Source organism: Pseudomonas sp. B424 (assembly GCF_055408345.1).
On record NZ_JBUZTL010000020.1, the window covers coordinates 60619 to 85217 of the forward strand.

Annotated in this window: 27 protein-coding genes; 18 read left to right on the forward strand and 9 right to left on the reverse strand. The window is 58.7% G+C overall.

What is annotated here, in order from left to right; all coding sequences use genetic code 11:
* Window positions 1–97 precede the first annotated feature (97 nt).
* From ACZRMS_RS19980 to ACZRMS_RS20010, 7 genes are read right to left on the reverse strand one after another with little or no spacing between them, the layout of a single operon-like run.
* Window positions 98–2194 (reverse strand): flagellar biosynthesis protein FlhA, encoded by a 2097-nt coding sequence (locus tag ACZRMS_RS19980; protein WP_463996722.1) that lies wholly within the window; start codon window positions 2192–2194, stop codon window positions 98–100.
* 2 nt (window positions 2195–2196) lie between these two features.
* A complete protein-coding gene (flhB, locus tag ACZRMS_RS19985) occupies window positions 2197–3330 on the reverse strand; it encodes a flagellar biosynthesis protein FlhB (protein WP_463996777.1) in 1134 nt (377 codons plus the stop codon).
* Entirely contained in the window at window positions 3320–4120 is an 801-nt protein-coding gene (fliR, locus tag ACZRMS_RS19990; RefSeq protein WP_463996723.1) for a flagellar biosynthetic protein FliR, read from the reverse strand. The genes flhB and fliR overlap by 11 nt, the downstream gene beginning before the upstream one ends.
* A 4-nt stretch (window positions 4121–4124) precedes the next feature.
* Entirely contained in the window at window positions 4125–4397 is a 273-nt protein-coding gene (locus tag ACZRMS_RS19995) for a flagellar biosynthetic protein FliQ (protein WP_048361635.1), read from the reverse strand.
* Window positions 4397–5170 (reverse strand): flagellar type III secretion system pore protein FliP, encoded by a 774-nt coding sequence (gene fliP, locus ACZRMS_RS20000; RefSeq protein ID WP_463996724.1) that lies wholly within the window; start codon window positions 5168–5170, stop codon window positions 4397–4399. Before fliP ends, ACZRMS_RS19995 begins: the two co-directional genes overlap by 1 nt.
* The gene (locus ACZRMS_RS20005) at window positions 5167–5538 is read right to left on the reverse strand and encodes a flagellar motor switch protein FliN (RefSeq protein WP_463996725.1); all 372 of its coding nucleotides are present in this window, start codon (window positions 5536–5538) and stop codon (window positions 5167–5169) included. Before ACZRMS_RS20005 ends, fliP begins: the two co-directional genes overlap by 4 nt.
* A complete protein-coding gene (locus ACZRMS_RS20010; protein ID WP_463996726.1) occupies window positions 5535–6374 on the reverse strand; it encodes a FliM/FliN family flagellar motor switch protein in 840 nt (279 codons plus the stop codon). Before ACZRMS_RS20010 ends, ACZRMS_RS20005 begins: the two co-directional genes overlap by 4 nt.
* A gap of 483 nt (window positions 6375–6857) precedes the next feature.
* Here ACZRMS_RS20010 and ACZRMS_RS20015 point away from each other — a divergent pair, with 483 nt between their 5' ends.
* From ACZRMS_RS20015 to ACZRMS_RS20095, 17 genes are all read left to right on the forward strand, one after another.
* Window positions 6858–8213 carry a sigma 54-interacting transcriptional regulator gene (locus ACZRMS_RS20015; protein WP_463996727.1) on the forward strand — a complete coding sequence of 452 codons (1356 nt, stop codon included), beginning with the start codon at window positions 6858–6860 and terminating at the stop codon, window positions 8211–8213.
* A gap of 50 nt (window positions 8214–8263) precedes the next feature.
* Window positions 8264–8596 carry a flagellar hook-basal body complex protein FliE gene (locus ACZRMS_RS20020; RefSeq protein WP_463996728.1) on the forward strand — a complete coding sequence of 111 codons (333 nt, stop codon included), beginning with the start codon at window positions 8264–8266 and terminating at the stop codon, window positions 8594–8596.
* Window positions 8597–8615: 19 nt separating this feature from the next.
* A complete protein-coding gene (fliF, locus tag ACZRMS_RS20025) occupies window positions 8616–10292 on the forward strand; it encodes a flagellar basal-body MS-ring/collar protein FliF (RefSeq protein ID WP_463996729.1) in 1677 nt (558 codons plus the stop codon).
* Window positions 10264–11319, forward strand: coding sequence for a FliG C-terminal domain-containing protein (locus ACZRMS_RS20030; protein ID WP_463996730.1), 1056 nt, complete (start codon window positions 10264–10266; stop codon window positions 11317–11319). Before fliF ends, ACZRMS_RS20030 begins: the two co-directional genes overlap by 29 nt.
* A 10-nt stretch (window positions 11320–11329) precedes the next feature.
* Complete coding sequence (gene fliH, locus ACZRMS_RS20035) at window positions 11330–12022, forward strand: flagellar assembly protein FliH (RefSeq protein WP_463996731.1); 693 nt, start codon at window positions 11330–11332, stop codon at window positions 12020–12022.
* Between the two features lie 3 nt (window positions 12023–12025).
* The gene (fliI, locus tag ACZRMS_RS20040; RefSeq protein ID WP_463996732.1) at window positions 12026–13345 is read left to right on the forward strand and encodes a flagellar protein export ATPase FliI; all 1320 of its coding nucleotides are present in this window, start codon (window positions 12026–12028) and stop codon (window positions 13343–13345) included.
* Between the two features lie 25 nt (window positions 13346–13370).
* Window positions 13371–13808, forward strand: a complete 438-nt coding sequence (locus ACZRMS_RS20045; protein ID WP_463996733.1) for a flagellar FliJ family protein — start codon at window positions 13371–13373, stop codon at window positions 13806–13808.
* A gap of 76 nt (window positions 13809–13884) precedes the next feature.
* Complete coding sequence (gene flgM, locus ACZRMS_RS20050) at window positions 13885–14166, forward strand: flagellar biosynthesis anti-sigma factor FlgM (RefSeq protein WP_463996734.1); 282 nt, start codon at window positions 13885–13887, stop codon at window positions 14164–14166.
* Window positions 14163–14597, forward strand: a complete 435-nt coding sequence (gene flgN / locus ACZRMS_RS20055; RefSeq protein WP_463996735.1) for a flagellar export chaperone FlgN — start codon at window positions 14163–14165, stop codon at window positions 14595–14597. Before flgM ends, flgN begins: the two co-directional genes overlap by 4 nt.
* A gap of 303 nt (window positions 14598–14900) precedes the next feature.
* On the forward strand, window positions 14901–16235 hold the full coding sequence (gene fliD, locus ACZRMS_RS20060; protein ID WP_463996736.1) for a flagellar filament capping protein FliD: 1335 nt from the start codon (window positions 14901–14903) through the stop codon (window positions 16233–16235).
* Window positions 16235–16618 carry a flagellar export chaperone FliS gene (fliS, locus tag ACZRMS_RS20065; protein ID WP_463996737.1) on the forward strand — a complete coding sequence of 128 codons (384 nt, stop codon included), beginning with the start codon at window positions 16235–16237 and terminating at the stop codon, window positions 16616–16618. The genes fliD and fliS overlap by 1 nt, the downstream gene beginning before the upstream one ends.
* Window positions 16602–16919: a hypothetical protein gene (locus ACZRMS_RS20070; RefSeq protein WP_463996738.1), complete on the forward strand. Its 318-nt coding sequence runs from the start codon at window positions 16602–16604 to the stop codon at window positions 16917–16919. Before fliS ends, ACZRMS_RS20070 begins: the two co-directional genes overlap by 17 nt.
* 2 nt (window positions 16920–16921) lie before the next feature.
* On the forward strand, window positions 16922–18019 hold the full coding sequence (locus tag ACZRMS_RS20075; protein WP_463996739.1) for a flagellar hook-length control protein FliK: 1098 nt from the start codon (window positions 16922–16924) through the stop codon (window positions 18017–18019).
* 63 nt (window positions 18020–18082) lie between these two features.
* Window positions 18083–18535: a flagellar basal body-associated FliL family protein gene (locus ACZRMS_RS20080; RefSeq protein WP_463996740.1), complete on the forward strand. Its 453-nt coding sequence runs from the start codon at window positions 18083–18085 to the stop codon at window positions 18533–18535.
* A gap of 7 nt (window positions 18536–18542) precedes the next feature.
* A complete protein-coding gene (locus ACZRMS_RS20085; RefSeq protein WP_463996741.1) occupies window positions 18543–19277 on the forward strand; it encodes a FliA/WhiG family RNA polymerase sigma factor in 735 nt (244 codons plus the stop codon).
* 2 nt (window positions 19278–19279) lie between these two features.
* On the forward strand, window positions 19280–20155 hold the full coding sequence (gene motA / locus ACZRMS_RS20090; protein ID WP_463996742.1) for a flagellar motor stator protein MotA: 876 nt from the start codon (window positions 19280–19282) through the stop codon (window positions 20153–20155).
* Entirely contained in the window at window positions 20142–21050 is a 909-nt protein-coding gene (locus tag ACZRMS_RS20095; RefSeq protein WP_463996743.1) for an OmpA family protein, read from the forward strand. Before motA ends, ACZRMS_RS20095 begins: the two co-directional genes overlap by 14 nt.
* A gap of 73 nt (window positions 21051–21123) precedes the next feature.
* On the opposite strand, the gene ACZRMS_RS20100 is transcribed toward ACZRMS_RS20095, so the two are convergent.
* Complete coding sequence (locus tag ACZRMS_RS20100; RefSeq protein WP_463996744.1) at window positions 21124–21843, reverse strand: winged helix-turn-helix domain-containing protein; 720 nt, start codon at window positions 21841–21843, stop codon at window positions 21124–21126.
* 221 nt (window positions 21844–22064) lie between these two features.
* Window positions 22065–22940, reverse strand: a complete 876-nt coding sequence (lafA, locus tag ACZRMS_RS20105) for a lateral flagellin LafA (RefSeq protein WP_463996745.1) — start codon at window positions 22938–22940, stop codon at window positions 22065–22067.
* A gap of 369 nt (window positions 22941–23309) precedes the next feature.
* On the opposite strand from lafA, the gene ACZRMS_RS20110 reads away from it, so the two are divergent.
* Window positions 23310–24416, forward strand: coding sequence for a DegT/DnrJ/EryC1/StrS family aminotransferase (locus ACZRMS_RS20110; RefSeq protein ID WP_463996746.1), 1107 nt, complete (start codon window positions 23310–23312; stop codon window positions 24414–24416).
* Window positions 24417–24599 lie beyond the last annotated feature (183 nt).

Sequence of the window (24599 nt, forward strand, 5' to 3'; positions counted from 1 at the left end):
ATGTGATCGCGTGCGATGGCGATGGCGATGGCGATGAGGAATGCGTTGCGGGGGGGGTGTCACTGCCCCTCTCCGGTAGGGAGAGGGGCTCTTTGCGTCAGCCCAGGGTGCCGACGATATTGACGCTGACGTTCTCCGGGATTTCGTTCTGCGACAGCACGTGTAGCCCCGGGCTGAATACCCGCGCATAACGGGCCAGCAACGGACGCAGTTGCGGCATCACGGTGAGCACCGGCGGGTGGCCGTCCTTGCGCAGTTTTTCCTTGACCACCGGCATCGCGTTTTGCAACTGGTTGAGCAGGTTAGGCTCCACGGGAATGTTGTCCAGGCTTACCGGGCCCGCTTGCTGGGCGATGCTCAAGGCACCCAGCAGGGTGTTTTCCAGGGCATTGTCGAGCACGAACACGCTGACCTCATCGCGGCGCCCGGTAATGCTCGCCACAATGTTGCGGCGCAAGGCGTAGCGCACGTCGGAGGCCAGCAGCACCGGGTCCTTGGTGCTTTCGCTGCTTTCTACCAGCGCAGTGGCCACGGTGACGATATCGCGCAGTGAGATGTTTTCGATCAGCAATTGGCGGTACACCCGGTGCTGCTGGGTATAGGACAGCTGGCCCTTGAGATTTTCCGTGAGCTTGGGCGCCAGTTCGGTCAGGCGTTGCATCAGGTTGTCGACGTCGTCGTGCTTGAAGATTTCCGCCAGGTTGTCGCGAATCACCTTGTTCAAGTGAGTGGCAATCACCCCCGCGCAATCAATGACCTGATAGCCCAGGTTCAGCGCCCGGCTCTTGTCGGCCGGATTGATCCAGACCACAGGCATTTTGTAGGCCGGATCAATGCCCAGGATGCCATCGACTTCGCCATACAGATCGGCCGAGGGAATGGCCATCAGGTGCTCGGCGTGAATCTCCGCGCCGTCGATCTGCTCACCGTTGATATGGATGGAGTAGTGCGCCGCCTTGAGCCGCAGGCTGTCGCGGATCTGGATCTCGGGCAGCAAAAAGCCCATGTTCTCCGACAGTGTCTGGCGCAAGCCGCGCACCCGCTGGGTCAGGGGCGCACCTGCCGCTTCGTTCACCAGCCCCACCAGTTTGTAGCCCAAAGACACCGACAGCCGCTCGACGTGGGGGATGTCTTCCCAGGCCAGGGTCTGGCTGCGTTCGTTGTGCATGGCCGCGCTCAACGCGCTGACGCTCTCCAGCTCAGTGGCTTCGGCCGGTGGCTGAAAGCGCGAAACACTCCACGCCACGCCGCCGACAACGGCGGCAAAACTCAGGAAGGCGACGTGGGGCATGCCGGGCACGATGCCCAGCACCAGCAGAATCCCGGCCACGGTGTACAGCAGGCTTGGCGAGGCCAGCAGTTGTTTGCGCACCTGGGTGGTGATTTCGGCGGATTCGTTGATCCGCGTGACGATCAGCGCGGCGGCTGTGGACAGCAGCAGCGCCGGGATCTGGGCCACCAGGCCGTCACCGATGGTCATCAGGGCAAATTGCTTGAAGGCCAGGCCGGCCGGCAAGTCGTAGACAAACATGCCGATGGCAAAGCCACCGAACAGGTTAATGATCAGGATCAGGATCCCGGCAATCGCATCGCCGCGCACAAACTTGGAGGCACCATCCATGGCACCGTAGAAATCGGCTTCCTTGGAGATGGTCTGGCGCCGCTGCTTGGCCTGGTCCTGGGTAATCAGGCCGGCGTTGAGGTCGGCATCGATTGCCATCTGTTTGCCGGGCAGGGCGTCCAGGGTAAAACGCGCCGTCACTTCCGAGATGCGCTCACCCCCTTTGGTGACCACCATGAAGTTGATGATCATCAGGATCACGAACACGATCATGCCGACGATGAAGTTACCGCCGATCACCACCTCACCGAATGACTCGATCACCTTGCCCGCCGCACCGGTACCGGTGTGCCCTTCAAGCAGCACGATCCGGGTCGAGGCCACGTTGAGGGTCAGGCGCAGCAGTGTGGTGATCAGGATCACCGTGGGGAACAGCGAGAAGTCCAGCGGGCTTTTGGACGACACGCTGACCATCAGCACCAGCACGGCCATGGCAATGTTGAAAGTGAACAGGACATCCAGCAGCAAGGGCGGTAGCGGCAGGATGATCATCGCCAGGATCGACAGGATGACCAGCGGGATCCCGATACGCCCGCTGCGCAACGTCGGGAGGAGTGTGTTCAATACGTTCATGATTAAGCCTTGTTCGCCATGCTTTCGGGTATCGGTAAGTTGTGTGGCATCTGCGGTTTGGCCCGCATTCCGCTCTTGTACGCCTTGAGTTGCAGGATGTAGGTCAGCACATGGGCTACCGCGGCATAGAGCGGCGCCGGGATTTGCTGGTTGACCTGGGTGGTGAAATAAATGGCTCGGGCCAGCGGCGGTATTTCCAGCACCTCAAGCTGGTTGGCAGCGGCCATTTTGCGGATGTACAGGGCCATGTCGTCGACGCCCTTGGCGATCACGAAAGGTGCCTGGGCCTTCTTGTTGTCGTACTTGATCGCCACCGCGTAATGCTGCGGGTTGACGATCACGGCATCGGCGTCCTTGATCACCTTGCTGATCTGGCGCTGGGAGATCTGGCGCTGGATCTGCTTGATCCGCGCCTTGACCTCGGGGCGGCCTTCCTGGTTTTTGTGTTCTTCCTTGCGCTCCTGTTTGGTCATGCGCAGCTTCTTGAGGTGGAAGTACTTCTGGATCGGTACATCAATGGCCGAAAACACAACAAACACCCCCATCAGGGCCAGGATCACGTTGAACACCATCGAAAATGCAGTACCGATGGCGGTGGGCAGGCTGGTGCGCTGCAGGGCGGTCAGCTGGGGGATGGCATCGCTGATCAGGATCCAGGCCACGGCAATCAGCACGGCAATCTTGACCATCGACTTGAGCAGCTCTACCCAGTTCTGCTTGGAGAAGATGCGCGCCAGCCCCGTGATCGGGTTGAGCTTGCTGAACTTGGGGTAGAAGTTCTTGGCGACAAACAGCCAGCCGCCAGGGATCAGTGAGAACACCACCACCAGCAGGCTGGTCAGCAGCAGCGGGGCGAGTATTTTCACGAACAGGAGCAGGTTGTGGCTCAGGATCAGGCCCAGGTCTTCCTGGGTGATTTCACTGGAATGAAAGTTCAGGAACGAGATCCGGAAGCTCTCTTCCAGCCCGTGGTAGTAACTGGAAAACACCAGTTTGAGAATAAACAGGGTCGCGATCAGCGAGACGGTGGTGGACAGGTCCTTGGAGCGGACTGTCTGGCCGTCTTCGCGACTCTTGCGCAGCTTCTGGGCCGACGCTTCTTCGGTTTTTTCCTGGGCACTGTCGTTAGACATCAGGGCCTCCTTCGAGCATGACCCCGATGTTGTCCAGCAGGTCGCGGGTCAGGCGCAGGTAGTTTTCCGGCAGGTTGGGCAAGGTGATGAAAATGCAGAGCAGCCCCACCAGAATGGTGATGGGAAACCCCAGGGAAAACAGGTTCATCGAAGGCGAAATACGGTTAAGCAGGCCAAAGCAGAACTGCACCAGCACCACGCAGAACACCATGGGCAGGGTCAGCAGCACAGCGGCGCTGAACACCCAGGACAGGGCCTGGATAAAGATCGTATAGCTTGTAAAGTTGAGCCCGCTGCCCACCGGCCAGTGGCTGAAGCTTTTGAACAGCACGCTGAGGGTCAGCAAATGCCCGTCGATGGACAAAAACAGGAACGCCAGCAGCACGAAATACACCTGATACACGATGGAGGATGAAGACACACCGTTCACCGGGTCGTTGTAACGGGCCATGGTCATGCCCATTTGCGCTGAAACCACTTCGCCCACCACGCTGAATACGGTGAATACCAGTTGCAGGCTCAGGCCCAGGATCAGGCCGTAAGCGATTTGTTCGAGGGTCACGAGCACACCCTGGGCGGACAGGGGGTTGATATCCGCCACCTGGGGCAAGGCGCCGCCGATGGCCGCAGTCACAACCAGCGCCAGCAGCACCCGCACCTTTTTCGAGACGGCCTTGTGGTTGAACAGCGGGGCCATGCTGAACACCGCCAGCAGCCGGCAAAACGGCCACCAGTAGCCCTGCAGGGCGTGCAGGTACTGGCTGGCCTGCATCAGCGGTTCGGTCGCGTTCATTGGTTCAGCCCACCAGCGAACCGGCGATCTTGAACGTCTCAATGAACAGGTCGCTGAGCTTGCGCAAAATCCAGTGCCCGGCGAACAGCAACATGCCCAGGGTGATCAGCAGTCGAGGCAGAAAACTGAGCATTTGTTCGTTGATCTGGGTCGCAGCCTGGAACACGCTCACCAGCAACCCGCCCAGCAGGCTGGGCACCACCAGCACGCAGACAATCAGCGCGGTGATCAGCACGGCGTTGCTCACCAGTGCGACGGCGGCTTCGGGGGTCATCATCAGGAACCTCCAAACGGCTGGATGCTACTGGCCAGCGTACCCATCAGCAGGGCCCAGCCATCCACCAGAACGAACACCATCAGCTTGAAGGGCAGCGAGATCATCATCGGTGACAGCATCATCATCCCCATGGCCATCAAGACACTGGCGACCACCAGATCAATTACCAGGAAGGGCAGGAAGATCATGAACCCCAGCTGGAAGGCCGCCTTCACCTCACTCAGGACGAAGGCCGGCAGCAGCAGGGAAAAGTCCAGCTCCTCAAGGTTTTCCGGCATTTTTTCATTGGCCAGCGCCACCATGGTTTCCAGGGAGGCCTTGTTGGTCTGCGCAAGCATGAAACCGCTGATGCTTTTTTTCGCCACGTCCAGGCCCTGGTCCATGGTGATCTGGTCATTCTGGAAGGGCTGGTAGGCGTCGTTGTAGACCTCTTGCCATACCGGGCGCATGACCAGCATGGTCAGGCACAGCGCAATGCCGATAAGGATCTGGTTGGGCGGGCTCTGCTGCAGGCCCAGGGCCTGACGCAGGATCGCCAGCACGATAATGAAGCGGGTGAAGCTGGTCATCATCATCAACATGGCCGGCAGAAAGCCGAGCATGGTCATCATCACCAGGATTTGCAGCTTGATGCTTAATTCCTGGCCGTTTTCGCCGTCATTGAGGCTGAACAGTGAAATTTCGCCATTGGCCGCCACTGCCCATTGCGGCAGCAGGCAGGCGAGTAACAACAGGGCGCAGACGAGTGCCTGCTTGATCAATTTCGACTTCATAACGCCAGGTCGCTCAGGCTTGAACCGCTGAGTTCGACGATGCGCAGGCCGTAGTTGCCATGAACCACTACCACTTCGGCCCTGGCGAACTGGGCTCCGTTGACTTTGACGTCCAGCGGCGCGCCGGCCAGTTTGTCCAGGGCAATGATGCTGGAGGTGTCGACGTCCATCAGTTCGCGCAAGGTGATTTCGGTGGAGGCCACTTCCAGGGTGACGGTGACCGGGATCTTGCCGAAAAACTTCAAATCCTGTTGTGGCAGTGAAACCGCTTCGGGGGCCGCGCTGGACGGGTCGGTTTCGGCGTCAAAATCAGGCTGCGTGTCGTTGAGCAGGCTGTCGAAATCAGAATCGGAAATGGAGTTGTTCATTGGCATTTAACACTGTCGAGAGAAGTTAAGAACAAGGAGCCGTCATCTTCGGAAATGGCTCCGTGAAACAACTTTTGCTGTTTGATGTGTACTTCGCAGCGGTCCAGCAACCGCACCATCAGGATGTCGTCGACCTTGAGCGCCAGTACGCTGCTCAAGGGCAGTTGTGCGCGGGCCAGCACGCAGTTGAGGTGCACCGGCAATTGGGCGATGCGATGCCCGGCGTGTTCGGTTGTGGTCGAGGGCTGAGCCTCGCTCTGGCGACGGGTCAGTTCATCGACCACTTGTGCGTCCAGGTACAGGTGCACGGAAGACTCGATACCGGTGGCAAGGCTGGAAAATACAAACTCCACGCAGTAACCCCAGTGAATTTCGTCATAAGTACTGACGGTGGTATCGATATGCCCCAGTGGAACGCCGCCCATCAGGATGCGGGCACAGATTTTCGAGATATCAATGCCCAATCGCAGGCGCATACGGTTTTCCGAAGCGCTGACTGGCGGTTCGTCCTGAGCGGGTGGCGTGGAGCCGCCGTAGTAACTTTCCAGTAACTCGGCCAATAAAGGACGGTCAATACTGAAACCGATTTTTCCGATCCCGGTCATGTAACGGCATTGTGGCAACGTCAATAAAGCTTCATGCACGTGCACGTTGCGCAAGTCACTGTTGATGCGATAGGTACTCAGGAAGTAGTCACTGATAACTTTTGGGTATTTGCCGGCCAGCTCTTTTATATAAGTCGGTACTTTATGATAGTAACGACCCAGTTTTTCGGGTTTCAAGAACATCAGGTCATCGACGGGCACCTGATGTTGAACTTTTCTATAACCAGTCATTGTGAAAGAGTCATTCCTGAATAGGTGTAACGTCATCCTGCGTGTCTCATGCCTGACCACAGGGGCAGGTGATTCAGGTCCTGGAATCGAGGTTCGTGCATTCCGCTGCCGGCGTGGGTGGCAAGGGATGCTGGCGGGTCCGTCTGGCTGCGGCGAGTATAGGGATGAGCGTACCGGGCATTAAATCAAAAACCATCAAATCGCCATTTGATGGGGTTGATGTCGATTTGATGGTTACTGATTTCAGTTTTGGCGCGTGGGTGCCTACAGTTCGGCGGGACACAGGAACGTGAGCTTTCAAGGCGGCATTGAGCCCTTGCCCGGAAGGGATTAACACCCGAAACGAACACGCACAGGCATCGCCGGTACATGAACATGGTCCACCCTCGAACACCCCAAGTGGTGCACTTTGGTCAAGGCGATCCAACACGCAGGTATACAGCCATTAAATCTTTTAGTCATGCAGGTGTTGTGCCCTTTGAAGTGGATACTGAACAGGCCTCCGTTATTGTTGTGGGGCATTCGGACAACAAGGGTTATTCCATACTGGTCGAAAGTTTGTCTGAGCAGCACTGCGCGGTGGCGTGCGTTGAAAGTTGCGCGCAGTTGCAAGGGTATTCATTAAATCAGGCCACCCTGGTGTTTATCTTTGTCAGTGGTTTTTCAGGTCACGTGTTAAATGCCGAGACTGAAAGCCTGATTCGCCGCGCTCCCCATATCAGTGTGATCCCGGTGGTTGAGTATGCCGAACAGGACAGAGCGGCCGCCTTGCTGGAAAGAGGATGTGTGGATTACTTGCTGGCACCCTTCAGTGCTGCGCAGATCAAGGCCTTGTTGCAGCGTCAGGCCGCTGCGGTCAGTGCCCAGGAAAGCTTTGTTTCGCGTTCGCCGGCAGGGCGTCGCCTGTTGGCGATGGCGCAGCGTGTGGCCGTCACTCGCGCGCCCATCCTGATCACCGGTGAAACCGGGACCGGCAAAGAGATGATGGCGCGCTATATCCATCGTTTTGCATCGGCGGATAACGCCCCTTTTGTCGCGGTCAACTGCGCGGCCATTCCTGAGCAAATGCTCGAATCCCTGCTTTTTGGCCACGAGCGCGGCGCCTTTACCGGCGCGGTGACGGCCCAGTGCGGCAAGTTCGAGCTGGCCAATGGCGGCACTTTGTTGCTGGACGAAATCGGCGAGTTGCCCCTGGGGTTGCAGGCGAAATTGCTGCGTGTGCTTCAGGAGCAGCGCGTCGAGCGTCTGGGCGGGCATAAGGAGATCGCCCTGGATGTACGCATCATTGCCGCCACCAACCGCGATTTGAGCGAAGAAGTTGCCCAAGGGCGTTTTCGCTCGGATCTGATGTTCCGTCTGGATGTGCTGCCTTTGCACATCACCCCGTTACGCGAACGCCAGGAAGACGTTTTAGCCCTGGCCCAGCGTTTTATCGCGCAGTACGCCCCTCAGGAAGCCGCCGATGGCCTGCTGACCGAGGAGGCCTGCCAGGCCCTGTTGCAGCATGACTGGCCAGGCAATGTACGCGAACTGGAAAACACCTTGCAGCGCGCTCTGGTTCTGCGCCGGGGGTTGTTTATCCAGCCCCAGGACCTTGGTCTGACCGCCAGTGCCGTGCCCTGCAGCCCGTCGCAGATCTCGGGGCCGGACGCCGGCGATGGCAAGGCGGCCCTGCGTGCCACCGGCAAGTGGGCCGAATACCAGCACGTGCTGGACACCATCCGCAAGTTTGACGGCCATAAAAGCAAAGCCGCTCAAAGCCTGGGCATGACCCCTCGCGCCCTGCGTTACCGACTCAGCGCGATGCGCGAGCAAGGCATTGCGATGCCGGCTTTCTGAGTTTCGTCATTCACCTTTCAACCCTTATGCCTACCTCTGTGGAGCAACCCATGAGTTCAATCTTGAGCGTCCAGCAACAAATGCTGGGCCAGATGGAACAGGCCAAGAGCCTGATGCAGAACCCGATCATTCAACCCGCGGCGATGTTCGAACAAACCGCCGGTGGCGGAATCGGTGCGGCGTTCGAGCAGGCCATGCGTTCGGTCGATGCCCAGCAGCATGTGGCGGGCAAGGCGATGGCCGACGTTGACAGCGGTAAAAGCGACAACCTGGCGGGGGCGATGATCGAGAGCCAGAAGGCCAGCGTTGCGTTCAGTGCCTTGCTGCAAGTGCGCAACAAATTGACCACGGCATTTGATGACGTGATGAGAATGCCGTTGTGATGGATAGTGAGTACTGAACGTGCTGCAAATAATTAACGATAAATTCAGGGTGCTGCTCGGCGGGGTGAAACCCGACCCGCGCCTGGGCCTGGTGCTGATGGCCGCCATTGCGGGCCTGCTGGCCGTCAGCGTGGTGTTTTACCTGTGGCGGGACCAGGGTTCCATGCGCTCGCTGTACGGTGCCGGCGAGGCTTACCCTGCCGCCGACGTGATGCAAGTGCTGGATGCCGAAAAGATTGTGTATGAACTGCATCCACAAAGCGGTCAGGTACTGGTGCGCGAGGCCGATCTTGGCCGGGCGCGCATGCTGCTCAGCGCCAAGGGCGTGCAAGTGGCCGTACCGGCCGGTTATGACCTGTTCGACAAGGACGAGCCTCTGGGCACCAGCCAGTTTGTCCAGGATGTACGCCTCAAGCGCAGCCTGGAAGGGGAGCTGGCCCGCACCATCATGGCCCTCAAGGGGATCGATAACGCCCGCGTGCATCTGGCTTTGCACGAGAGCAGCTCCTTTGTGGTCAGCAACCGTGAGCCGGCCAAGGCCTCGGTCATGTTGCAAATGAGCCCGGGGGCACGGCTCAAGCCCGAGCAGGTGGGGGCGATCATCAACCTGGTGGCCAACAGCGTACCCAAGCTGCAAAGCAAGGATGTCAGCGTTGTCGACCAATACGGTGCGCTGTTGACCCGCGGGCTCAATGCCGATGGCGCGCCGGCACAGAGCTGGCAGGTGGTCGACGAGTATCAGCTCAAGACGTCAAGCAATGTCGAGCAAGTGCTTGCGCCTATCCTGGGCAACGGCAACTACCGCATCAGTGTCACGGCCGATATCGATTTCAGTCAAAAGGAAGAAACCCTTCAGGCATTTGGCGATACCCCGCGCCTGCGTAATGAAGTGCTGCAGGATGAAAGCGTGCTGGACAAGCTGGCAATCGGTGTTCCGGGTTCGTTGAGCAACCGCCCGGTAACGCCTGCCGGTGGCCAGGCACCGGCAGCCGCAACACAGGCAAAAACCGCTGACCAGGGCGCGACTTCGATCCGCAAGGAGTCCACTCGCAAGCTGGACTACGACCAGAGTGTTACCCACGTCAAATACTCGCCGTTCAACCTGCGCAACCAGAGTATTGCGGTTGTGCTCAATGCCACCAGCACCGAGGCTGACGGCGGCTGGTCGCCGCAAGCGCGAGCAGAGCTCGAAGCGATGCTCAAAAGCGCGGTGGGCTTCAATGCCGGCCGTGGCGATGTGCTGACCCTGAGTGTGTTCCCGTTTGCCGCCACGGATATGTCGGTTGAGCAGGCCGTCTGGTGGCAGGACGATAAAGTTCATCAACTGATCAAGATGGGCCTGTTTGGCCTGATCAGCCTGTTGTTGCTGCTGATGGTGGTACGCCCGGCCTTGAGCCGCCTGTCGGGGCGCAAGGATCAACCGGTGCAACCTGCACTGGAGGTCACTGCCGAGTTGAAACCGGGCAGTGAACACAAGCCCAGATCGCTGGCGCCAAACAATGAAAGCGGCAACTTCGCGACCATGCTGGGCGAAACGAACCCGTTGTCTGAAATTTGTCTTCCCGCGCCGGGTTCGGGGCTGGAGCTGCAAATCGAGCATTTGCAAATGTTGGCTAAAAACGACCCCGAACGCGTGTCGGAAGTGATCAAACAGTGGATAGGCCGGAATGAAACCAATGTCAACACGACCAGCTGACGTCATGCAGGAGTTGCGCGCCCGCACAGCGCAGAACCGCACCATGAGCTCCCTTGAGCAAGCCTCGATCCTTATGTTGAGCATGGGCGACAGTGTTTCCGCGGGGGTGCTGCAGCACTTTTCCCGGGAGGAAATCGTCTGCATCAGCCAGGCCATGGCCCGCTTGAGCAACGTCAAGCAGCCGATGGTTTCAGAGGTCATCAGCCGCTTCTTTGACGACTACAAGGAGCAAAGCAGCATCAAGGGTGCCTCGCGCAGCTACCTGTCGGGGATGCTCGGCAAGGCATTGGGCAGCGACATTACGCGCAGCCTGCTGGACAGCATCTATGGCGAGGAAATCCGCGCCAAGATGGTCAAGCTGGAATGGGTCGATCCCAAGCAGTTTGCCACTCTGATTGCCAAGGAACATGCGCAGATGCAGGCGGTGTTCCTCGCCTTCCTGCCGCCCGGCATGGCCAGCGAAGTGCTTGAAAGCATGCCCAGCTGGCGTCAGGACGAGTTGCTGTATCGCATTGCCAACCTCAACGAGATCAATGGTGATGTGATCAAGGAGCTGGAGCAGTTGATCGAGCGCAGCCTGTCGGTGCTGTCCACCCAGGGCTCGCAGGTGCGCGGGGTCAAGCAGGCGGCAGACATCATGAACCGCTTCAAGGGCGACCGCGATCAGATGTTCGAGCTGTTGCGTGCCCACGACACCTCATTGGTGGAGCGTATCGAAGACGAAATGTATGACTTCTTCATCCTGTCCCGCCAGAGCCAGGAAGTCTTGCAAACCTTGCTTGAGGTCATCCCGTTGAGCGAGTGGGTAGTTGCGCTCAAAGGGGCAGAGCCGGCCCTGGTCAAGGCGATTCAAGGGGCCATGCCGCGCCGTCAGATGCAGCAGATGGAAGGCCAGAACCGCCGTCAGGGGCCGGTGCCCATGAGCCGGGTCGAACAGGTGCGCAAGGAAATCATGGCGGTGGTGCGGGAGATGGCAACCGAAGGTGGTTTGGCCATTCAGCTGTTTCGCGAGCCAACCGTAGAGTGAGGGCTGTTCCGTGTCGATCAATGTGCTGAAAGGCAAGACCCGCGACTGGCGGCCCTATCGTTTTCCTCCCTTGCCGCAAGTGCTGGCGCCGGAGTGGAAAAATGACCCCGTTGCGGTGCAGCGGGCGATTGCCGACGGTTTTCAGGAAGGCAATGAAAAGGGCTACCAGGAAGGCTTGATTCAGGGGCAGGAGCATGGCCAGCAATTGGGCTATGAGGCCGGCCGCGAGCAGGGTTTGCAGGAAGGCCAGATGCAGGGCCGTGTAGAAGGGCGCGAGTCATTCGATCAGGCCAGTTCCCCGCTCGAAGCGGCTAACCGGCAACTGCGCAGCTTTTTGTCGGGGCTTGAGCGCACGCGGCGCCAGGAACTGCTGGCACTGGTCAAAAAAGTGTCCGAGCAAGTGATCCGCTGCGAGTTGACCCTGAACCCGACGCAGTTGCTGACCCTGGCAGAAGAGGCCTTGGCCGGCATGCCGCTGGAGACGACGGACGTGCATATCAATTTGCATCCTCAGGAGTTTGCCCGGATCAAGGACCTGGCACCCGATCGGGCCGCGAGTTGGCGCCTGGTGGCTGATGAGACGCTGGCGCTGGGTGAGTGCCGGATTGTGACGCCCCGGGCCGAAGTCGATGTGGGCTGTCAGCAGCGCCTGGATGCCTGTGTTGAAACCCTGTCACAACACCTGCACCTGACCGAGGATTGATCCGTGCTCAAACCTTTTGCACTCAATGAAGCCCTGCGCTCGCTGGACGACGTACAACTGGCCAAGGTCAGCGGGCGGCTGGTGCGCATGTCGGGCATCTTGCTTGAAAGTCTGGGCTGCCAGCGGGTGACCGGGCAGCGCTGCTACGTCGAGCAGTCCGACGGTGAAATGCTCGATGCGCAGGTGGTGGGTTTTAACCGCGATATCACCTATTTGATGCCGTTCAAGAAGCCAGTGGGCTTGAGTGCAGGGTCGCGGGTATTTGCGGCCAGGGAAGAAGCGGCGCTGCACATTGATGACTCCTGGCTGGGCCGTGTGCTTAATGGCCTGGGCGAGCCGATGGACGATTTGGGCAAGCTGACCGGGCGCGACGAGCTGGATGTCGAGCTGCCCAAGGTCAACCCGCTCAAGCGCCAGCCGGTGAGCGAGCCCCTGGACGTAGGCGTGCGGGCAATCAATGCCCTGCTGACCCTGGGCAAGGGCCAGCGCGTCGGCCTGTTTGCGGGCAGCGGTGTGGGTAAAAGCGTGCTGCTGGGCATGATCACCCGCCAGACCAAGGCCGATGTGGTCGTGGTCGGCTTGATCGGCGAGCGGGGCAGGGAGGTGCAGGAATTCATCCAGCACTCGCTGGGCCCCGAAGGTCTGCGCAAGGCCGTGGTGGTGGTGGCGCCGGCCAATGAATCGCCGCTGATGCGGCTCAAGGCCGCAGAGCTGTGCCACAGCATTGCGGCCTACTTTCGCGACCAGGGCAATGATGTGTTGCTGCTGGTTGACTCCCTGACACGCTATGCCATGGCGCAGCGTGAAATAGCCCTGGCGCTGGGCGAGCCTCCGGCAACCAAAGGCTATCCGCCTTCGGTTTTCGGCATGCTGCCGGAGCTGGTTGAAAGCGCCGGTAATGGTGAGAGTGCCGAAGGTAGCCTGAGTGCGATCTACACAGTACTGGCCGAAGGCGACGATCAGCAGGACCCGATCGTTGACTGTGCCCGGGCGATTCTGGACGGGCATATCGTGCTGTCGCGCAAACTGGCCGACATCGGTCATTACCCGGCCATCGATGTGGCGGCGTCAGTGAGCCGCTGCATGAGCCAGGTGGCGGACCGCAAGCACCTGAATGCGGCGCGTTCCTTCAAGGAATACAGCAGCGTTTATGACGGCATCAAGGACCTGATCCCGCTGGGTGGCTACACGCCGGGGATGGACCCGGGCACGGATCGCGCGGTCAAGCTGGCGCCCAATATCGAGCGCTTCCTGCGCCAGGATGTGGGGGCCAGCGCCGAGCTGGGCCTGAGCATCGACACCCTGCAGAGCATCGTCAAATGACGGTTGTTAACCAGGGACCAGAGCGATGAAAAACCGGATCAATGTACTCAACCGGCTGGCGCAGTTACGCCATATCCAGATGCGTCAGATCATGGGCCGGGTCAGCTACCAGCAGAATCTGTGTGAGCGTTATCGTAATAACATTGCCGCCCTCAAACGGTTGTGCGGCTTCACCAGTGCCACCACCACGCCCTTGCAACGCCACAACCAGCAGCAGTACAAGGCCACGCTGCATGCGATGACCAACTTGCAGGTTCGCGAGCTGAAACTGGCCGAGCAGACCCTCAGCCGTATCCAGGACGAACTGCAGCACGTGGTGCGCCAGGAGAAGGTTCTGGCTCAGGTGATCGACGAGAAAATGCGCATTTGGCAAGCGACCCTGGCGCGGCAGGAACAGAAAATCCAGGACGGGCTGGCCAGCCAGACCTGGTGGCGGAACAAGGCTCAGGAAGTATTTATTTAAATTGTTGGCGACTGGACTTAAGTCGCCCCGGCAAAGGGTCGCCTTTGCTCAGTATCACCCAGTTCTGGAGCGCATCATGGAAATCACACGACAGCCTGTCATCAGTTTTACCCCTTCTGCCGAGCGCCCGGTTTCAGGCAGCAGTGAGCGCACCGGCAGCGGTCCCGTGACGCCAGTCAGCGCCCCCGCAGCGGTCAAGCCAGGGCTGGAGCAAATTCACTCGGCACTGGGGCAATTGCCACAAGTGGACCTGGACAAGGTCGCCACCCTCAAGGCGGCACTGGCTGCAGGCTCGCTCACCAGCGACAGCGCCTCGCTGGCCAGCGCCATGCTCAACTATCACCGTGGTGAGCGGTGAGTCAGCGTGACCAGTTGCTGAAGGTTGTCGAGCAGGATGTGCACGACGACCTGACAGGCTTTGCCCGGTTGTACGAGTGGATGGGGCGTCTGCAAGTGGCGCTAATGGCCCGCGAAACCGTCACCATTGCTGAGGCCAACGGCCATATTGCCGCGCTGATGGATGCCGCCAGTGCGCGTGCGCGACGCCGCAGCCGAGTGCTGGAGGTATTTCGCCTGGGGGCTGATACCCGCGCGATGGAAAGCCTGATCGGCCTGTACGAGCCCGTGCGCCGTGGGCACCTGGACCAGGCCTGGAAAACCCTGATTGCCAGTGTCGAGCGCTGCCGCGACCTGAATGAGCGCAACGGCAAGCTGCTGGCGATGCACAGCGAGATCTTCCAGCAACTGGCCCGGCAAGACACGGCACAGGTTTATTCCCCTTCGCTTTAGCCGCCCGACCGGGTGGCAACCCGCACGTTATGTCCCGGGCGGTGCCTTTACCGCAGTGATCCATCCCCCAAGTCCGAGTTTTCCATCGGGGTTAATCAACCCCCCCGTTCCGGTCGCCTTTGACACTCAGGCCCCGGGGCTTTGCTGCGGGTCAGGGGGGCGGAAGCAGTTTTTCCACCCGCGGGTATACGCCGTGCTCAAAGCGGAAGCCGTACTTCTCGAATAAATAAAAAAATCCTTATAAAACAATGAATTAAAAGTTGGCATTGGTTTTGCTATCTACCTGAAGAGGAGCGATCACACATGGCAATCGATACAGACTACATCCAGACCCAGGCAAAACATCTCGCCAAGTATGAAGTGCAGCGGGAGTTGATGCAGGCCGAGCGCAATGAAAAGAAGTACAAGGCGCAGTTGGCCGCCGTGACGCAACTGGACACTGCACTCAAGGCATTGGGTACGGCAGTGAAGGGGCTCAAAGGCACTGATAAAAGCATGCTGATCAACGCCGCCACGTTCAGCAAGGAAGGCATGGCCAGCGCAACCCTGGGCCCCAGCGCGAAGGAAGGCAGCTACCAGTTTTTTGTCGAGCAATTGGCGAGCCGGCATCAGGTCGCCCTCAGTGGGCTGGGCAGTAATGCCGCGGACTCGGGCAGCCTCTACATCAAACAGGATGGTGTGGAATTTGCGGTTGACCTGAGTGCTGGCGACAGCAATGGCGATGGCAGCTTATCCCAGGAGGAGCTGGCTTCTGCGATCAATGGCCACCCCGATAACAAGGGCGTGAAAGCCACTCTGGTACGCAGCGGCGGTGAAGTGACGATGGTGTTGACCGCCGAAAAAACCGGCGAGCAGAACGCGATCCAATTGCGTACCGATGCCACGGGCAGCGCGCTGGAAACCAGCCTGATCAACCCGCAAGTACTGTCCGAGGCCAAGGACGCGATTGTCTATCTGGGGGCTGACGCTACCAGCGGCATGAAGCTTCAGCAAAGCTCCAATACCTTCAAGGACATGATCGATGGCGTCAGCATGACGTTCAACAAGGTGCATCAGGCCGGTGATGAGCCACTGGTGGTGAACATCAATCGCGACCAGAAAGCGACCAATGACAAGCTCAATGAGTTCATTAGCGCGATCAACGCATTGCTGGGCACCTTTGACAGCCTGACCTCGGCGGGTGGTGAAACAGAAGGGCGCGGTGTGCTGGCAGGAGACTCGGGCATTCGTGCTGTGGAAGCGATGATCAACTCGGTGCTGCGTACCCCGTTTGACGGCATCACGCTGATGGAGTTCGGGATCCTGGCGGACTCCAAAGGCAAGCTCAAAGTGGATAACAAAGCGTTCGAGAAAATGCTCGACGCCCACCCCGATGCCTTTGAAAAGCTGTTTTCGGGACGGGACAACCTGATCGACACCCTGGACAAGAAACTCGCGACATACACCAGCGGCAGCACCGGCTCGATGAAGGCCCGCAAGGACAACCTCAACAGCATGCTGCAGAAGATCGACGTCAAGTATGAGGAACTGGAAAGCAAGTACCAGAACCATTACCAGCGCTACGTCAAACAGTACACGCAGATGGCGCAGATCATGGCGTCAATGGAACAAACCTTAGGCATGTTTGGAAATAGATAATGAATGAAAGCTATGACGGGTACCGTGCAGTCGACCTTGAAGTTCGAGTGTGTTCGGCCTCGCCCTACGAACTGGTGCTGGTGCTGTTTGATGGCCTGCTCGACGAGTTGAGTCGAGCACGCGGGCACATCGAAGCCCGGCATTACGAACTCAAGGGAAAGTCGCTGGAAAAGTGCATGAACATTCTCAACGCACTCAACAGCACCCTTGATTACGAGCAGGGCGGCGAACTCGTGCACGACCTGTCACGGCTTTACGATTATTGCCTGCACCGTCTGGTGGAGGTCAGTGTGTCGCTGTCGGTAACCAGTATCGACGAAGTCGTGCACCTGCTTGGGCAAGTGCGTGAAGGCTGGGAAGGTGTGCATGCCACACGCAGCTGATTTGCGCCGCCTGGCGCACTTGCGGCAATCGCTCGCCCAGGCCTTGGCCCAAGAGGACTGGGCGCGGATCCACAAGATTGACCTGCTGATCCGTGAGGGCTTGCAACGCTTGGGCGAGAGCGGTGAGTTTACCCCCCGCACCCTGGCTGAACTGGCACCACTCCAGGCCTTGCATGGGCAGGCATTGCAAGCCTGCTCGCGCGAATGCAAGCGCTTGAGTGACCTGCTGGGTAGTCATACCGAACATCAGGAAGGGCGCCTCGCCTATTCCCTGACAGACAGCGTGCAGGTGGAGGGTTAGGCATGGGCATTTCCATTTCTATGCCTGGCGGCTTCGGCGCGGCCCTGGAACAGAACAGCCTGCCCCTGGACAGCAGCTTGCCGGCGGACGAGCTGTCCCGGGTGCTCTATGTTCAACAGCCCGAACTTGAACCGCAATTGCCTGTGCCTGTGCCAGAAGCTGATGCGTTGGCCAGTGCCGAGCCGCAGCAGGCCCGGGAACTGGAGGTCGCCGAACCGGTGCTTGATCCGGCGCTGGAATCCGTGGACCCGCAACAGTGGCTCAGCATGATGTTGAGTCAGCAAGCCATACGGTTACAGGCCCGGGATGACGCCGGCAAAACGCCTTCCGGCGTGCCTGGCGAACGTTTGCTGGCTCGCATGGCACCTGAGCCCCGGGACCCGGCTCCTGTCCTTGAATCACGCAGAGTGTTTGAAGCCCCTTTGCCGGTCCAGTCCGGCCCTGACGCAGAGTTCGAGCATCCGGGGACGGGCGTCGGCCCAAGGCTGCCGGTTCCCGCTGCACCAGCGGTCAGCACGGGTGAGAACCCTTGGGTTGCGGCTACAGCTACGGCAACAGCAACAGCAACAGCTGTGGTGGCAGGCTCGGTCGAACCCCTGTCGAGCACTGAAGTGTCTGCCCCGACAACCTCGTTGCCGGGCAGCAGCACGACGGCTGAACCGGTGCTTGAGCGCGGGCTCAAGCTGGCGGCGCCGCAGGCCCGTTGGGGAGAGCAGATGCTGCATGCTTTGCGCGAGACCGTCGAGGTACAGGTCCAGCAACGCTTTCAGCAGGCCACGATCCGCCTCGACCCACCCGAGCTGGGGAGCCTGGAGATTTTTATCAGCCACGAAAACGGGCGCCTGAGTGTGCACATTTCGGCGGCCCAAACCGATGTGGCGCGTTTGATCGCGACCACCAGTGAACGCTTGCGCCAGGAACTGGTGGAGCAGAACACCTTGCAAGTGCAGGTTCAGGTTTCCAGCGATTCCCAGGGGCATTCGCAACGGGAGCAGGGCCGGTCTGCGCGTGAACCGAGCATCGCCGATGCCATGGCTGAAGCCGAGGGCAGCGCTGTTTCGCCCAAACGGCAAGACAGCGGCGTACTGGTGACTGTTTAACCCGACAAACAGCCTGCTGTGAGTCGCCCCTGAAACTGATCTACAAGTGGATTGAAATTTTTCATGTTGATGTCGCGTGTCATTTTATTAGTAGTGGGGCTTAACACGGCCATTACCGTTGGCGCGGTGGTGTTGGGCTATTTGCATCTGTCTCCGGCGCTTGCCTCCAGTTCCGCGCTTGCGGACGGGCCTAAACAAATATCCGACTTTACGTTTTATCCGGTTGAAAAAATTGTGATGAACCTGCCGGGAGAAAAGCGCGAGCGCTACGTTGTGCTCGACCTGGCCTTGCAGGCCGACGCCAAGGTATCAGGCAGCACCTTCAAGAATATTGAGCCGTTGGTGCGCAGTTCGGTAATCGCTTCACTGTCCCGGCTCAAGTTCAGCGAGCTGCGGCTGTTGGCCGTTGCCGATGTCCAGAGCCGGATAGAAGCACAGTTGAAACAGGACTTCGCGAGCAAGGGCATGGAGGTGCCGTTCACCAGTGTGCTTGTCAGCAAGCTCCTGGCGCAGTAATCGCACTATGAACAACGATCGTTTGGCCGATTACGGCCCGGGCAGCGCTGACCACTGCCCGCAAATGCTGGCACCGGGTGTGGAGCAACACTGGATGCTGCAGTACTTGCCGCTGGTCAAGCGCATTGTCAATCAGCTGTCTTTGCAGGCCAGTCATGCGCTGGACCGTGAAGACATGGAGCAGATTGGCCTGATGGGTCTGTTACAGGGGTTGCGCCGCTATGGCACCCCGGATGAGTGTTTTGGACGTTTTGCAGCATTGCGTATTCGCGGGGCGATTCTTGATGAGTTGCGCCGCATGGACTGGCGTCCCCGGCTGGTGCGTCAGCAGGCGCACAAGGTTCGCGATGCCCTGCGCAGCCTGACCCGTCAGCTGGGGCGCCAGCCCAGGGACGAAGAGGTGCTCAAGGCCACAGGCCTGAACGACACCCAGTACCAGGCTTATCTCCAGGCGGAAGCGGCAGAAGCCATCGAAAGCCTGGATGTGCTGCTGCTCGATGGCCATCGCGATTTTCAACAGTCAGGGGCAAGCATTGAAGAGCGGGTGCTCAGTGAGCGCCTGCTAATTCAGGCCCTGGACTGCCTCAACGAGCGTGAGCGTCTGGTGCTGACGCTTTACTACCAACATGAGTTGAGTCTCAAGGAAATCGGCCTGGTGCTCGAAATCAGCGATGCCCGGGTTTGCCAGTTGAGCAAGCAGGCTATTGATAAGGCTCGTCATTTTTTAACCAAGAGTAATTGAACGTGCAGAAAATTTTAGGTGCATTAATCATCATTGGCTGTGTGCTGGGTGGTTTTGCCATCGCCGGTGGCACCTTGTCGGTACTGTGGCAGCCCTCCGAGCTGTTGATTGTGGTCGGGGCCGCGCTGGGCAGCCTGATTATCGGCAACCCCAAGGAAGTGCTGCTGGAAATGTGGTACCAGGCCAAGGGGATCTTCTCGTTTCGCCGACGTGGCGAAGAGTTCCAGCGCGAGCTGCTGATGCTGCTCTATGAACTGCTCGAAACCGTGGAGGCCGGCGGCCTGAAGGCGCTCGATGCTCACATCGAAGAGCCGGAACAGAGCGATCTGTTCAGCAAGTACCCGCTGATTCTTCAGGAAAAAAACCTGATGGCGTTTATTGCCGACAACTTCCGGTTGATGGCCATGGGCAAGATCTCAGCCCACGAACTGGAAGGTTTCCTTGAGCAGGAACTCGACGCGATGCACGAAGCGCTGTTGCTGCCGTCCCGGTCCCTGCACAAGGTCGGTGAAGCCATGCCGGGGTTCGGAATTCTGGCGGCGATTTTGGGGATCATCATCACCATGGACAGCATCGGCGGTTCGGTCGCCGAAATCGGTGTGCACGTGGCCGCTGCCCTGGTGGGGACTTTCCTCGGGATTTTTTTCTGCTATTGCCTGTTCGAACCGATCAGCAATGCGATGGCCCAGCGCGTCCGTACAGAGTTGTCGGCACTTGAGTGTGTGCGTACCACTCTGGTGGCGCATCTGGCTGGCAAACCGACGCTGCTGGCAGTGGATGCCGGCCGCAAACTGATTGAGCAGGACGTTAAACCGGCCTTCAAGCATCTGGAAACCTGGGTGACCAACTACGAGGACCGACGCGATGAGGAGGCGTAACGAAATAAGTGATCAGATTATTATCAAACGCCGCAGCAAGCGTGGGCACCAAGAAGTGCATAGCGGGGCATGGAAGGTGGCATTCGCTGACTTTGCCCTGGCCATGATGGCGTTGTTTATGGTGCTGTGGATTATCCAGCCCCAGGCCGACGCTGAACGCAAGGCTATACGTGTTCAAAACGCTCCGTCAGTGTTTGAGGGCGGCGCCGGGGTTTTCGACGGTGAAAGCAGCATCCCGTTTGACTTTGCCGCTGTGCAGGAGCCGGATCCTGTCGAAATCCTTGCCCGGCAGGCGCCCGTGGACAACAGCCAGCCCCTGGAGACCGAGCGTTTTGACACTGAAGCCGAGTTGCAAGCTCTGGCCAAGCTGATGAGCCTGCTGGCAGAACGTGCGGATGCGCTGGCCAACGTCGAGGTGCAAGTGGTGCCTCAAGGCCTGCGGATTTTGATCAAGGATGATGACAAACGCTTTATGTTCGAGCGTGGCAGCGCCACGATCAACCCGCACTTTCGCGCGTTGCTGGGTACCCTGGCCAAGGAGTTGGCCAAGGTCGACAACAAGCTGATAATCAGTGGTCATACCGACGCCACGCCGTACCGTGGCAAGCGCGACTATGACAACTGGAACCTGTCAGGCGAGCGTGCGTTGCAGGCGCGGGGCGTTATGGTGGCGGCAGGCTTGCCGGCGACAGGTGTGTTGCAGGTATCTGCCCAGGCGGATGTCATGCCCCTGCGCCCTGAAGATCCGCAAAGTGGTGTAAACCGCCGGATCGAACTGTTGCTGCTGACCGGTCAGGCCGAAACCTTGTACCGACAGTTGTTCAGTGACAGTTATGCGCAGTATGGCTTGGGCAAGGTTGACTACATCAAGCCGGTTGGGGCCCCGGTAGAGTAAACAGGCGTCAAACGAAACACCCTTCGCGCGGCCGTCCGGCCGCGCATTCTTCACACTTCATATTCGAAACGGGTTATTGCACGCAGCTGCGCAGACGTGTGTCGCTGATGCTTTGGATCTCATTGGCATGCAGGACCAGGGTGTTGTTTGTGCCCGTGTTGTATGAGCAATGGATATGGTAATAGCCGTTAGCAGCGCCAACGATCGCCAGTTCAACCGGCTCTTCACTCAAGTGGATCATCCGCTCGCTCAAGGCACGCGTCTTGCTGATCAGTTCATTGACCTTGGGCTGTTGCTGCTCAACGAACACTACGCTGCTGTTTCCTGCACTTTGCAGGCTGGCGTAGAGCTCGGTTGACGGGGAGGCGAAAAAATAAGCGGTAATGACTGCCAGCGTGGCGCTGACTGCCATTGACTTGCGACGCAGCTGCGAACGTACAGGCGCAGCCTTCGCCGGCACCTGTTCCAGGGCCGGGGTGGCAGGCTGTTGCAGGGGCTGCACAGATGCTTTTTCGATGATAAAGGCGGGGTTGAACCGATAGCCACGGCGTGGAACGGTCTGAATGATTTGCAGGTTTTTCTCGTCGCCCAGCATCTTGCGCAGGGTATACACCTGCTGGTTGAGGCTGCCAGGGCCGACCACGCGGTCAGACCAGGCATAGGCCACGAGGGTGTCACGATCGATCACCTGGCCAGGTGCCTGAATCAGGCGCTCAAGCAGTCGACCTCCGGAGTAACCCAGCTCTACCGTGTGCTTACTTTCATCCTTGAACAAGGTCAACGTATAAAGCACTGGGCAAAAGTATGCATTTTGATCGCAGTGCCCAGTCTTCATGTTCGCAGAAAGAGTGTTCATTTAGAGGCTTCGCTAGGTCTGGAGCGCAAATGTTACTACCTGTTATAAACCGGGTTCTGTAGGGCAATTCCGAACTTGCTTTTTAGTTGTATCTCGGGCACGAGCAAAAACGCCCCGAAGTGATTCGGGGGCGTTTTTTTGTATCCGTTGCCTGGTAATTAGCCCAGCAGGGACATAACCATGCTTGGCATCTGGCCGGTTTGCTTGAGCATCGAAATACCCGACTGCATCAGCATGGAGTTCTTGCTCATCATCGCGCTTTCGCTGGCGAAGTCGGCATCCATGATGCGGCCGCGGGCCATTTCGGTGTTGTCTTTCATGTTGGCCAGGTTGTTGGAGGTGTGGTTCAGGCGGTTGATGTTGGCACCGAACTCACCGCGCAATTCACCGACTTTAGCCAGGGCGCTGGCCAGTTCGTCAATTTTGCCGTTGGCGCCGCCGCTGGTGGTGATCTCGGAGCCTGCAGCGCCGCTGGTGGCGTAGTTGCTGGACAGCTTGCCCAGCTCGGTACCCAGGGTTTCGGTCTTGCCGCTGACGTTCAGCTCCAGGGTCTCGGCACTGGTGGCGCCGATCTGGAAACTCACTGCGCTGCCGAACTTGCCGGTTTTGCCGTCTTTGCCGAACAGTTTTTCACCGGCGAAAGTGGTGTTTTCCATGATGTTGCCCAGCTCTTTGCCCAACTGGTCGTATTCGGCCTGCATTGCATTGCGGTCGTCGTCGCTGTTGGTTCCGTTGGCAGACTGGGTGGCGAGGTCTTTCATGCGCTGCATGATGTCGGTCATTTCACTGAACGCGCCATCGGAAGTTTGCAGCAACGAAGAGGCATCGTTGACGTTGCGCAATGCAACGGCCATGCCTTTGGATTGTGCGTTGAGGCGGGTGGCGATCTGCAGGCCGGCGGCGTCATCGGCAGCCGAGTTGATGCGCAGGCCGGTGCCCAGACGCTGTTGGTTGGTAGCCAACGAGTTGTTGGTTTTGTTCAGGTTGGTCTGAGTGACCAGCGAGGAGTAGTTAGTGTGGATAGTCAGGGCCATGGGGGGTGCTCCGTTGTCGGGTTGAGTTATGGCATCTAATAAGTGCCGGTAACACCACAAGGCGACGACTTTTACGCCGGGTTTAAATTTATTTTCAAATTTTTTAAACATGGGTGCCCGGGCGGCCCATGAGGAAAGTGCGCTTCCGCCAGGCGGAAGCAAGTTTGAGTGTTCGGGAAGGAATAGGGTCTTCTTAGATCGTGGGTTTAAATTAAACCAATTAAAAACAATAAGTTAAGTTGGTTGTTAAGTTTGGCACGGGTTCTGCTATTCACTACGTTGCACGGGTCGGCATCTACGTTGCGTACTTGCAGTGCCGTTGGTACTTGCTGTGCGCCCGGATCGTAGCCACTTGAAAAGATACCGCCCATGGAAAAAGAAATTTATGTAACTCAGCCTCTATTGCCGGAGCTGGACGCCTTTATCCCTTACTTGCAGCAAATATGGCAAAGCAAGTGCCTGACCAATAACGGTCCTTATCATCAGCGCCTGGAGCAAGCCCTGGCTGACTACCTGGGTGTAGAGCATCTGTCGTTATTCAACAACGGCACCACGGCGCTGGTGACTGCGTTGCAGGCCATGGCGATCGAGGGCGAGGTCATCACCACACCCTACACGTTCGCCGCCACGGCACATGCCCTGGTCTGGAATCGCCTGACACCTGTATTTGTCGATATTGACCCGCACACCTTCAATCTCGACCCCCGCGCCATTGAAGCCGCCATTACGCCACGGACCCAGGCCATCTTGCCGGTGCATTGTTATGGCCTGCCGTGCGATGTCCGGGCCATTGAGCAAATTGCCCGGCGCCATCGGTTACGTGTGATCTACGACGCCGCCCATGCGTTTGCGGTAAAGGACGGCGAGGGCAGTGTGCTGCGCCACGGTGACATGAGCATTTTGAGCCTGCACGCAACCAAGGTGTTCAACACCTTCGAAGGCGGAGCAATCATTAGCCCGCATGCAGAAGCCAAGCGCCACGTGGATCAGTTGCGCAACTTCGGGTTCGTCAATGAAACCTCAGTGGTGACGTGCGGGATCAACGGCAAGATGAGCGAAATCAATGCCGCGTTTGGTCTGTTGCAGTTGCAGCATATTGATCAGGCACTGGCTCGGCGCCAGACCGTGGATGCGGCCTATCGGCGACTGCTGAGCGGCATCGGGGGGATTAGCCTGTGCCGGGAAGCACAAAATCACGGCTATTTTCCGATCCTGGTGCAGAGCACGTACCCGCTGAGCCGCGACCAGCTGTACGACGCCTTCAAGCAGCAGGGGATTTTTGCCCGCCGCTATTTTTACCCGCTGATCACCGACATGCAGGCCTACCGTGCGCGTCCCGATACCCATCGCCATCCATTACCCGTTGCCACGCAGATAGCCCGGCAGATCATTTGCCTGCCGCTGCATGCCGATCTTTCCCTGGCCGATGTTGAGCGGGTGGTGGCTGTCATCCGCGACAGCTCGGCGGCAATGTGAGCCCGCCTTGGGCTGACTGGCGCGATTAATCAAACGTTTATCAATCCCTGACGCATGGACGTGTATGTCAGGCATCCAGTGTCGAGGTTTTTGTGACAGCTACAAAAAGTCCCCCCCTGTTTTCCCCGGTTGAGCCTGTGGCGCTTGCGAGCCCGGGCTTGATGCCGCCAACCCAACCCTGTA